At 63.7% G+C, this 10661-nt stretch carries 11 protein-coding genes; 7 read left to right on the plus strand and 4 right to left on the minus strand.

Translation table 11 applies throughout. From position 1 onward, the window contains the following. On the plus strand, positions 1-686 hold a 686-nt coding region (locus tag AC6CDK_RS16855), incomplete at its 5' end, for an acetyl-CoA hydrolase/transferase C-terminal domain-containing protein (RefSeq protein WP_496639927.1). A 115-nt stretch (positions 687-801) separates the two neighbouring features. On the opposite strand, the gene AC6CDK_RS16860 is transcribed toward AC6CDK_RS16855, so the two are convergent. Together AC6CDK_RS16860 and xerC are read right to left on the minus strand one after the other, a co-directional pair. Beyond that, the gene (locus tag AC6CDK_RS16860) at positions 802-2160 is read right to left on the minus strand and encodes a DEAD/DEAH box helicase (protein WP_039642726.1); all 1359 of its coding nucleotides are present in this window, start codon (positions 2158-2160) and stop codon (positions 802-804) included. A 428-nt stretch (positions 2161-2588) separates the two neighbouring features. Further along, a complete protein-coding gene (gene xerC, locus AC6CDK_RS16865; RefSeq protein WP_039642728.1) occupies positions 2589-3473 on the minus strand; it encodes a tyrosine recombinase XerC in 885 nt (294 codons plus the stop codon). 190 nt (positions 3474-3663) lie between these two features. Here xerC and AC6CDK_RS16870 point away from each other — a divergent pair, with 190 nt between their 5' ends. The 6 genes from AC6CDK_RS16870 to AC6CDK_RS16895 all read left to right on the plus strand — a co-directional run bounded on the left by AC6CDK_RS16870 (position 3664) and on the right by AC6CDK_RS16895 (position 9681). Beyond that, positions 3664-4923, plus strand: a complete 1260-nt coding sequence (locus AC6CDK_RS16870; protein ID WP_066356966.1) for an NAD(P)/FAD-dependent oxidoreductase — start codon at positions 3664-3666, stop codon at positions 4921-4923. Next, positions 4911-6041, plus strand: a complete 1131-nt coding sequence (locus AC6CDK_RS16875) for a DUF362 domain-containing protein (RefSeq protein ID WP_192904910.1) — start codon at positions 4911-4913, stop codon at positions 6039-6041. Before AC6CDK_RS16870 ends, AC6CDK_RS16875 begins: the two co-directional genes overlap by 13 nt. A 299-nt stretch (positions 6042-6340) precedes the next feature. Further along, a complete protein-coding gene (locus tag AC6CDK_RS16880) occupies positions 6341-7549 on the plus strand; it encodes an efflux RND transporter periplasmic adaptor subunit (RefSeq protein WP_039642733.1) in 1209 nt (402 codons plus the stop codon). Further along, positions 7550-8257, plus strand: coding sequence for an ABC transporter ATP-binding protein (locus AC6CDK_RS16885; RefSeq protein ID WP_039642735.1), 708 nt, complete (start codon positions 7550-7552; stop codon positions 8255-8257). Then, positions 8254-9480, plus strand: a complete 1227-nt coding sequence (locus AC6CDK_RS16890) for an ABC transporter permease (protein WP_039642737.1) — start codon at positions 8254-8256, stop codon at positions 9478-9480. Before AC6CDK_RS16885 ends, AC6CDK_RS16890 begins: the two co-directional genes overlap by 4 nt. Before the next feature lie 30 nt (positions 9481-9510). Next, positions 9511-9681, plus strand: a complete 171-nt coding sequence (locus tag AC6CDK_RS16895) for a hypothetical protein (protein ID WP_052269364.1) — start codon at positions 9511-9513, stop codon at positions 9679-9681. 7 nt (positions 9682-9688) lie between these two features. On the opposite strand, the gene AC6CDK_RS16900 is transcribed toward AC6CDK_RS16895, so the two are convergent. Both AC6CDK_RS16900 and AC6CDK_RS16905 read right to left on the minus strand, forming a co-directional pair. Further along, positions 9689-10297 carry a M23 family metallopeptidase gene (locus AC6CDK_RS16900; protein ID WP_192904909.1) on the minus strand — a complete coding sequence of 203 codons (609 nt, stop codon included), beginning with the start codon at positions 10295-10297 and terminating at the stop codon, positions 9689-9691. 8 nt (positions 10298-10305) lie between these two features. Then, positions 10306-10437: a hypothetical protein gene (locus tag AC6CDK_RS16905; protein WP_264158234.1), complete on the minus strand. Its 132-nt coding sequence runs from the start codon at positions 10435-10437 to the stop codon at positions 10306-10308. Between the last annotated feature and the right edge of the window lie 224 nt (positions 10438-10661).

The following is a 10661-nucleotide window of genomic DNA, read 5'->3' on the forward strand; positions in this document are numbered from 1 at the left end:
TCCAGGACACCATGCTCGACCTCTTCGACTCGGGCAAGCTGGACGCCGCTTCGTCCTGCTCCCTGTCCCTGTCCGAGGCCCCCGGCTTCCCCCGCTTCTTCGATAACTGGGAGAAGTACTTCGACAAGATCACCCTCCGGCCGCTCTCCATCTCCAACGCGCCGGAGCCGATCCGTCGCCTCGGGTGCATCGCCATGAACACCCCGGTCGAGATCGATATCTACGCCCACGCCAACTCCACGCTGGTCGGCGGCACCCGGATGATCAACGGCCTCGGCGGTTCCGGCGATTTCCTCCGCAACGGCTTCCTGAAGATCATGCACACCCCGTCGAGCCGTCCGTCCAAGACCGACCCGACCGGCATTTCCTGCGTGGTGCCGCATTGCTCCCACATCGACCACACCGAGCACGATCTGGACTGCGTGGTCACCGAGCAGGGTCTGGCCGATCTCCGTGGTCTGGCGCCGAAGGATCGCGCCAAGCGGATCATCGAGAAGTGCGCCCACCCGGACTACAAGCCGATTCTCAGCGAGTACCTGGAAATTGCCAGCGCCGATTGCCTCAAGCGCAAGGTGGGCCACGAGCCGCAACTGTGGGACCGCGCCTTCAAGATGCACCTCAATCTGGAGCGCAACGGCACCATGAAGATCAAGAACTGGGACGTGAAGATCGACCTCTGCGAGTAAGATCGTCAACCTGTACCAGGCATGAAAAAGCCCCGCCGAACTTCGGCGGGGCTTTTTTGTAGTTTTTTTCGTAGCTGTCGCAAGCGGGGATGCGGGAATGGCATCCCCTGGCGAATCATGATGATCGACGGGGTTGTCCTGCTCCGTGCCGCCCCGTTGAGCTCCGATATTCCACAACCGGATCCTGTGTCCGTCTGCTCCCCCAGGATGTGCGATCCGACGATTTGCCGGTCCTGCCGGGCGCCGCGCCGGCGGAGCGGTTCGGGGAGCCCTTCCGGGCTGAACCGGTGCCCATTCCCGGCTTGCGGCCGGAACCCGCTGTTACGCGACGGAGCGGGCGCGATGGCTCCAACCCCGGGATGTGATGCTCCGGGAGCGTCTGGCCAATGTAGCGCTCTATGCGGGCCAGGTAGCTCACCTCGTTGAACGAGGCAAAGGAGATGGCGATTCCCGAGGCGCCCGCCCGGCCGGTGCGGCCGATGCGATGGACATAATCCTCGGCGAATTTCGGCAGATCGAAGTTGATGACATGGCTGATGCCGGTAACGTCCAGCCCCCGGGCCGCCACGTCGGTGGCCACGAGAAGCCTGATCCGTCCCTGCTTCATGGCGGTAATGGTCCGGTTGCGGGCATGTTGGGGCATATCGCCGTGAAGGGCTGCGGCCGAATGGCCCTGGGCCTGTAGTTCCAGGGCCAGATTTTCGGCGTCCCGCTTGGTTGCCGAAAAGATGATGGCCCTGTGCAGGTTTCCGTCGGTGACCAGGTGCCGCAGCAGCCGGTTTTTGTGATGCAGGTCGTCGGCCACGTGAAGGCGCTGCTCGATGTGCTCATGGGTCGTCTTGGTGCCGGCGATGTCGATCCGCTCCGGTTCACGCAGGAGCCGGCCGGCCAGTCTGGCCATGGCGCTGTCCATGGTTGCCGTGAACAGCAAGGTCTGGCGGCTGGCTGGTGATGCGGCGGCGATACGGTCCACGTCGTCGCTGAAGCCCATGTCGAGCATCCGGTCCGCTTCGTCGAGCACCAGCAGTTCGAGGCGGGAGAGGTCGAGGCTCCTCCGGTCGAGCAGGTCTACCAGCCGTCCCGGCGTGGCCACGATGAAATCAACCGGTGAAGAGAGAAGCCGGAGCTGCGTGCGGTAGGGCATGCCGCCGAGGATGGCGCCGCTCCGCACCCGCATGAACGCCCCGTACGTCCGCACCGCGTCGGTGACCTGTTGGGCCAGTTCACGGGTAGGGGTGAGCACGAGCACGCGAGGACCGCGCCCGGGTCCCTGGGGCGGAGAGCTCAGCCGCTGCAGGGCCGGCAGGACGAATGCAGCGGTCTTGCCGGTACCGGTCTGGGCGGTGGCGAGCAGGTCCGCGTTCTCCAGTGCCCGGGGGATGGCGGCAGCCTGGACCGGTGTCGGCTCTGTGTAACCGCAGGCGGCTACGGCTTTGAGAATGTGCGGGGCAAGTTTCAGTTCAGCAAAGGTCATGCAAGGATCCTTGTGGGTTCCGCCGGCCAGGGGCAAGCCGTTAACGGGCCGCACGGGTGCAACGCACCACGCCGCGCGAGCCGTCAGGGCCGCCGTAGCTGCCGTCGAAACGGGAAAAAGGTTGTGTGCGCGCCGCAGGGCAACCCGATGCCCTGAAACAGGGTCGGCAACAACACAGAACTGACTGGCATGAAACATCGTCGCCAACCATGTGTGCTGCCGCGCCGAAGAGCGTGCTGAAAGCAGAGGGGGTTAGTGATCGATGAAGCAAAGGGCGGGGGTGCTTCGAGGTATGCCGGAGGGCAGAATCCGCCTGAGCGTTGTTCAGTCAGCGGTAACTGTACGGGATACTGGCGGAAATGACAAGGATTTTTTGCAGACTTGCCCTGAACCCTTTACGATGGCGGCTTGGCGTGCCTCGGTGAGGCTCACGAACGTGCCTTGGGATGGGCCTTGTCGTAGACTTCCATGAGACGGTCGATTCCCACGTGGGTATATTTCTGGGTGGTGGAGAGCGAGGCATGTCCCAGCAATTCCTGAATGGCACGCAGATCGGCTCCTCCCTCCAGGAGGTGGGTGGCAAAGGTGTGGCGCAGGGTGTGGGGAGAGATCTTCCTCATGGCGGCGACTTTCAGGATATGCTTGTCTATCACCCGCCGGACGCTGCGGGCGGTAAGCCGGCCTCCCCGGGCATTGGTGAAAAGGGGTGCATCCAGGGCGGGGTGATTCCGGGCGGCCAGATATGCACTCAGGGCCAGCCGGGCATGGCTCCCGATCGGCACCACCCGTTCCTTGCCCCCCTTGCCGAGGACCCGGGCCGTGCCATCCGCCAGATCGATTCCCCCCACGTTGAGGCCGGTCAACTCTGAAACCCTGACGCCGCAGGAATAGAGGGTTTCCAGAATGGCCCGGTCGCGCAGGCTCAGGACGTCAGGTTCCCGGGGAGCCTCCACCAGGGCGGTCACTTCATCGATGTTCAGGTGGAACGGGATTTTTTTCTCGCGCTTGGGGGTGCTGACCAGTTCTGCCGGGTTGCGGGGCAGGGCGCCGGTGCGGACGAGGTAGGCGAAAAACGCGCGCACTGCGGCCAGCTTGCGGCCGATGGAGCTCCTGGCGTGAGATCGGTGGAGCTGGGCGAGCCAACGCCGGACCAGCAGGTGGGTTATGGCCTCCGGCCCGGCCCCGGCGTCCAGCTCGCCCCGGACGAAGTCCCTGAACTGGGCGAGGTCGGACTCGTAGGCGGCACGGGTATGGGGCGAAACAGAGCGTTCGCTCTCCAGATAGCGGATAAAGGTGGCAATTTCCTTGTCCACGGTTGCCTCCTGGGGTGGCGTGCGGCCGGATCATCATATCAGATTCCGAGAACCATGCGAAGGCCGGTTGTGTATCGCCCTGAATCGGGGTATGCTTCCTCAGTTGTTCTGCCCGCTTGACCTGTGTCAAGGCGGGTGCGGCTGAAGGGCGATATTCTCGTGTAACTTATTTCAGGGAGGTACGAGCGGCGTGAAACGAGTGGTCATCATCGGGATGGGGTTTGGCGGCATCAGGGCGGCACGGACCCTGGCGCAAAAGGGGCTGGACGTGGTTCTCGTGGACCGGAACAACTACCACCTCTTTCAGCCGCTCCTCTACCAGGTGGCAACCGCCGGCCTCGAACAGGAGTCCATTGCCTACCCGGTGCGTGCCATGGCACGCGGCTGGACCGGTACGCGGTTTCAACTGGCCGAGGTGACTGGCGTCGACTTCGAGTCCCGCCTGGTCGCTACGGACAACGGCACCATACCCTACGACTATCTCGTGATCGGCACAGGAAGCGTCACTAACTATTTCGGGCTTAAATCGGTGGAGCAGTATGCCTTTGATCTGAAGGAGCTGGTGGATGCCGAGCGGCTGCGCAACCATATCCTCACGGCTTTCGAGCGGGCCGTGATTGAACCCGATCCGGCCAAGCGCCGGGCGCTCATGACATTCGTGATCGTGGGCGGCGGCCCCACCGGCGTCGAGTTTGCCGGCGCCCTCATCGAGCTGGTCCGGTACGTGCTGACCAAGGATTACCCGGAACTGAGCGTTCAGGCTGCCCGGGTCGTGCTCGTGGAGGCCTTTGACCGGCTTCTGGCAGCCATGCCGGCCGAGCTGCAGGGCTATACCCTGCAAAAGCTCCGGGGCATGGGGGTCGAGGTGCTGCTCAACGCCCGCGTGGTAGACGCGGGGCCTGAACGGGTAACCCTGCATGACGGTGCCGTCATCCCGGCCCATACCCTGTTCTGGTCCGCAGGGGTCAAGGCAGCCCCCCTGGCGGCGACCCTCGGCGTTGAACAGAAACCGGGCGGACGGATCGCGGTGGAGCCCGATCTGACGTTGCCCGGCCATCCCGATGTCTATGTGGTCGGGGATATGGCCTGGCTGGAGCAGGATGGCGCTCCCCTGCCCATGGTGGCTCCGGTGGCCATGCAGATGGGGATCCATGCCGGAAAGTCGATTCTGGCCCGTGAACAGGGGGCGCCTGCTCCTCCCTTCAGGTATCACGACAAGGGAAGCATGGCCACCATCGGCCGGAGCGCCGCCGTGGCCAGCGCTTTCGGCATGAATCTCCGCGGGTATGCGGCCTGGATAGCCTGGCTCCTGCTGCACCTCTACTATCTCATCGGCTTTCGCAACCGTATTGTGGTCATGCTCAACTGGATCTGGTACTACTGGTTCCATGAGCGCCAGGTGCGCCTCATCACGGAGCGTGAAACGCCGGGCAACGGATGCACACGGTAGCCGTCGAACGGGCCGTACGCTACGATCCCTCAGAGGTTGCCGAAGCCATGGGTCGGGCCCTCGCTCCCCTGGGAGGGATGGGGGCCTTTGTCCGACCCGGTGAGCGGGTTCTGATCAAACCGAACATGCTGGCTGCCAAGACACCCGAGCGGGCGGTAACTACCCACCCGGAGGCGTTGCGGGCCGTGATCTGGCTCGTCCGGGAGGCCGGCGGGATTCCGCTGGTGGGCGACTCTCCCGGTATCGGCGGCTTTCGGGCCGTGGCGGAGAAGAGCGGCATGGCCGCCGTGGCCCGGGAGGCCGGTGCCGAACTGGTCCCGTTTGACGATGCGGCTGCCGTTTCGGGCAGCGGGCTCTTCAGGCGCATGGATGTGGCGCGACCCTACCTGGAAGCCGACCGGCTCATCAACCTTCCCAAGCTCAAGACCCACGAAATGATGACCATGACCTGCGCCGTGAAGAATCTGTTCGGCGCCGTGGTCGGAACCGCCAAGGCGGGCTGGCACCTCAAAGCCGGCGCCGACCGGGAGCTGTTCGCCCGGCTTCTCCTGGAAATCTACCTTCTGAGACCGCCGGATCTGACCATAGTCGACGCCGTTGTGGCCATGGAGGGTGATGGTCCGGGCAGCGGCGACCCCAGGCCGATGGGGCTCATCCTGGCCGGAGCCAATGCCGTGGCGGTGGATGTGGTGGCCGCGGAACTGGCGGGCATCCCGAAGCAGCTCCTCTGGGTCGAGCGGGCCGCCGAACGGCTCGGTATCGATGGCTGGGACCGGTCCCGCATCACGACGGCCGGACTCTCGCCCGACGATGCCCGGGTGCCGGATTTTCGCCTGCCGCACCTGTCGGACGTCCAGTTCGGCCTCCCCGGTTTCCTCAAGAACCGGCTTCGCCATCATCTCACAGCGCGGCCGGTGCCGAACCCCGAAGGGTGCCGCCTGTGCGGGGCGTGCCTTGACGCCTGCCCTCCACGGGCCATCTCCGTGCGCGACGGCCGGCTCCATTTCGACTACCACGCCTGTATCCGGTGCTTCTGCTGCCGCGAACTCTGCCCCGACGGCTCCCTCGGGGTACGGGACGGAGTGCTGCTGAAACTGTTCAAGAAATTCAAGGAGTAAACTTTAATGGCTCCGCTCCTTGACGTTGCGGGGGGGCAGGATTATCATAACTATAACCTCGCGCACTGAGGAAATTTCTCTGAAAGGAGACCCCAGGCCATGTGGACCACGATCTATATGCTTCGTCCGGTTACCCGCTGCAAGGAGGGTTGCCGACGCCGGCCCGCCGCCTGATGGCGGCGGGCGTTACCATGAGCCCCCTGTCGTTTGCGGCAGGGGGCTTTTTCATGTCAACGGCTGGTGCGTTCTGCCGTTTTTGATATATAATCCCCGTGCCATCTTTCCCCCATGAGGTGAGAATGAAAAAAGCAGCCATCATCGCGGCGGTTGTCATCGCAGCCGTAGCGGGAATCTATTTTGCCTTCGGCAAACGTGAACCCGAACGGACCTACAAGACTGTTAAAGTGGAACGGGGCGATGTCGTTGCCACCGTCTCAGCCACGGGCAACCTGAGCGCAGTCACCACTGTTCAGGTCGGGACCCAGGTCTCCGGCACCATCTATCGCCTGCTCGTGGACTACAATACCCCCGTGAAAAAGGGACAGGTCATCGCCGAGATCGATCCGGCACTGTTTCGGGCTGACGTGGAGCAGGCAAGGGGCAACCTTCTGAGCGCTCAGGCGAATCTCTTGAAGGCCAGGGCCACTGCCGCCGATGCCAAGCGGACCATGGAGCGCAACCGGCAACTGGTCAAGGAGGGAGTCGTATCCCAGAGCGACTTCGACACCGCTGAAACCGGCGCCCAGGAGGCCGCCGCCGCCGTCAAGGCCGCTGAAGCCTCGGTCGTCCAAACCCGGGGCGCCCTGTCCCGGGCGGAAACCAACCTGAAGAACGCCACCATCCGGTCGCCGGTGGATGGTGTCGTCATATCCCGGGCCGTGGACGTGGGACAGACCGTGGCCGCCTCCTTCCAGACCCCGACCCTGTTCACCATCGCCCAGGATCTTACCCGGATGCAGATCGAGACCAGCGTGGACGAGGCCGATATCAGTCGCGTGCGGGTGGGGCAGCAGGTTACCTTCACCGTGGATGCCTATCCGGACGAGAAATTCAATGCCCGGGTGGCCCAGATCCGCAATGCCCCGGTCATCACCCAGAATGTGGTCACCTACGTGGTGGTCATCACCGTGGACAATCCCGAATTGAAGCTCAAGCCGGGCATGACTGCCAACGTGGCCGTTGAGGTGGGCAAAAAGGAAAAAGTGCTCAAAGTCCCCATGGCGGCACTGCGGTTCAAGCCCCGCGCGGACGGTGACGAGGGTGAACGCCGCGCCCCGTCCGGTCCGGCAAAGGCGAAGCGGGAGGCGGGACAGCAGGTCTTCATCCTGTCGCCGGAGAAGAAGCCGGTGCCGGTGAAGGTGCAGACCGGCCTCGGCAACGACAGCCATGTGGAGATCGTTTCCGGAGCCCTGAAGGAGGGCGACGAGGTGATCGTTCAGGAGACCACGCCCAGGGATAAACAGAAGAGCGGAGGCAGCGGCAGATCTCCCATGGGGATGCGGTTCTAGATGGGCGCGGTCGTCAGGCTCGATAACGTCGCCAAGGTCTACACCATGGGGGACCAGCGGGTGGAGGCCCTGCGGGGCATATCCTTCTCGGTGGAGCAGGGGGAGTTCATCGCCATCATGGGGTCGTCCGGCAGCGGCAAGTCCACCTGCATGAACATGCTCGGCTGCCTGGACGTACCGACCTCCGGCACCTATCTGCTGGAGGGAGTGAACGTCGGCGAGCTTTCGCAGAATGAGCTGGCCGCCATCCGCAACCGCAAGCTCGGCTTCGTCTTCCAGGGGTTCAACCTCCTCCCTCGCACCACGGCACGGGAAAACGTCGAGCTTCCCCTGGTCTACGCAGGGGTCCACGCCGCGCAACGGCGCGAGCGTGCGCTGGCGGCCCTGGCCATGGTGGGGCTTGCCGAACGGGCGGGTCACTACAGCAATCAGCTTTCCGGCGGTCAGCAGCAGCGGGTTGCCATTGCCCGGGCACTGGTGAACGCCCCGGCCCTGCTCCTGGCAGACGAGCCCACCGGTAACCTGGACAGCGCCACCAGTGAAGAGATCATGCGGATTTTCGCGGAACTCCACGGCAAAGGAATCACCATCCTCATGGTCACCCACGAGCCCGACATCGCTGCGTGGGCGTCCCGCTCCATAACCTTCCGCGATGGCCGGATCATTGCCGATACCACCGTGTCCGCGCCGGGGGGGGGGCAGTCATGAACCTCCTCATGAGCCTCCGGATCTCGTTGCGGGCCCTGCTCGCCAACAAGATGCGCTCATTTCTCACCATGCTCGGCATCATCATCGGCATCGCGGCCGTCATCATCATCGTGGCCATCGGCAGCGGCGCCCAGAAGGTGGTGTCCGACGTCATCGCCAGCATCGGCAGCAACATCATTCTGGTAATCCCCGGCTCCACCACCAGCGGCGGGCTCCGTGTCGGCGCCGGTTCCGTGCCCTCCCTGACCCAGGACGATGCCCGCGCCATCAACACCGAACTCCCCTCGGTGCTGCGCGCTGCCCCAACGGTGCGGGGAACCGCTCAGGTGGTGGCCGGCAACATGAACTGGTCGACCATGATCATGGGGGTCACCCCGGAGTTCCTGCAGGTGCGTGAGTGGCAGGTGGTGTCGGGACGGGAGCTTTCCCCTTCAGACATCGAGGGGGCCTCGAAGAACTGTATCCTGGGGCAGACCGTGGCCGAGAATCTCTTCGGCTCCGAAGATCCCATCGGCAAAACCGTCCGGATCAAGCGGGTCCCCTTCATCGTGGTGGGGTTGCTGGACCGCAAGGGGCAGTCCCCCCAGGGAAGCGACCAGGACGACATCATCCTGCTGCCTCTGAGTACGGCCCAGCGCAAGATCCTCGGTTCCCAGTTTCCCAACACCGTGGGGGCAATCATGGTGCAGGCCAAGAGCCGGGAATTGATGGATCAGGCCGAAGAGGAACTGACAACGCTTCTCGACCAGCGCCACCGGATCGGGCCGGCAAAAGAGAGGGACTACACGGTGCGGAACCTGACCGAGATCCTGGCCGCCTCGGAGCAGTCCCAGAAGATGCTCACCATCCTCTTCGGGGCCGTGGCATCCATCTCGCTGATCGTGGGCGGCATCGGCATCATGAACATCATGCTGGTTTCAGTCACGGAGCGGACGCGGGAGATCGGCATCCGGATGGCCATCGGCGCCCGGCAGCGTGACATTCTCCTCCAGTTCCTGGCCGAGGCGGTGCTCCTGACTCTCCTGGGGGGACTCATCGGCATGGCCATTGGCATCGGGGGGGCCACCCTGATATCGCAGTTTTTCGGCTGGCCCACCATGGTTTCATCAAAGGCGATCCTGCTCGCCTTTGCCTTCTCCGGCGGGGTCGGGATATTTTTCGGCTTCTATCCGGCCCGCAAGGCGGCGGGACTCAATCCCATCGAGGCACTGCGCTATGAATGAACCGGGGTTCGCGCGCCATGGGGAGAGGCTGTGAGGACGCTGCTGGTGTTTCTGGCCGTGACCCTGCTGAACGGGGCGTTTCTCTACCCGCTGCTTTATCTGGGGCTGGGAAGGGGGGTGTCGTGGTGGCTGGTGGCCGCCATGGCCGCTGTCGGTGTGTTCTGCATGTACCTGCTGGTGCGCTATCGCAAAGGTTTGTGACCTGCCGCTACTGGAAACCGTCGTCCGAGGGGAGCGCCAGTTCGGCCAGGGGGTCCCGGGGGCCGGCATCGGTTCCGTCACCCTGGGCGGTGCCTGCCACGTGCTCTGCCACCCACCCATCGATCCGTTCCGCCACCAGCGCTTTCAACTGCTCATCCATCCGGTCCCGCGCTTTCTGCGCATACCCGGGGATTTGACGGACCTCGTAGTGGACATGGGGGCCGGTTGAGCGCCCGGTGTTGCCCGACAGGGCGAGAACCGTGGCCGTGTCGACTTTTTGTCCTTCTTTGACGAGAAGTGTCGCATTGTGCCCGTACAGGGAAACATAGCCGTTGCCGTGGTCCACTGCGACCAGATTGCCGTACCCCTTGTAGAGTCCCGCATGGAGGACCGTGCCCTGCTCGGTGGGATAGACCGGGGTACCTTCGGGCACGGCGATGTCGACCCCGTGATGGTAGACCTGGCGGCCGCTGCCAAAGGGGTCGAGCCTCCAGCCGATACCGGAGGTGACGGTGCCGCGGTCCACGGGCAGGCGGCGAGCCGCTGCGGCAGGCGAACTTCCCAGGCCCACGGCCAGGGAAAGCGACAGGAGTGTAGAGAGAAAGCGACGGTTCACGGCGGTTTCTACCTGGTCAGCCCGACAATGATGAGGCTGACGGACAATGCGGCGAGGCCGAGCATGAAGGCCATGATCGGGCGGTCTTCCTTGATGGCGCCGCGGGCAAGCGTATGAAGGACGTCTTTGAACAGTGACATGGCAGCACATTCCGATTGCGTGAGACTGAACATAACGCAGCAACATATATGCCATGGGTATTGGGTCGAAATCAACCCCATCGCCACTTTTAACTTGTCATTTCAAGGCAGAATTGTCATAGTAACCATACTTTGAAGACGAGCGTCACGCTCGTCTTTTGTTTTTTACCGGTCCGCTCAGCGGCCGTACCCTTCAGTCAGGAGTCGCGTTTCATGCAGGAGAG

Source organism: Geobacter sp. PheSNFMC (assembly GCF_059620965.1).

Excerpts from the sequence above, each read along its gene's own strand:
- AC6CDK_RS16860 (WP_039642726.1), bottom strand. The coding sequence starts at position 2,160 with ATGACCTTTGCTGAACTGAAACTTGCCCCGCACATTCTCAAAGCCGTA.
- AC6CDK_RS16875 (WP_192904910.1), top strand. The coding sequence starts at position 4,911 with ATGCACACGGTAGCCGTCGAACGGGCCGTACGCTACGATCCCTCAGAG.
- AC6CDK_RS16880 (WP_039642733.1), top strand. The coding sequence starts at position 6,341 with ATGAAAAAAGCAGCCATCATCGCGGCGGTTGTCATCGCAGCCGTAGCG.
- AC6CDK_RS16885 (WP_039642735.1), top strand. The coding sequence starts at position 7,550 with ATGGGCGCGGTCGTCAGGCTCGATAACGTCGCCAAGGTCTACACCATG.
- AC6CDK_RS16905 (WP_264158234.1), bottom strand. The coding sequence starts at position 10,437 with ATGTCACTGTTCAAAGACGTCCTTCATACGCTTGCCCGCGGCGCCATC.
- AC6CDK_RS16890 (WP_039642737.1), top strand. The coding sequence starts at position 8,254 with ATGAACCTCCTCATGAGCCTCCGGATCTCGTTGCGGGCCCTGCTCGCC.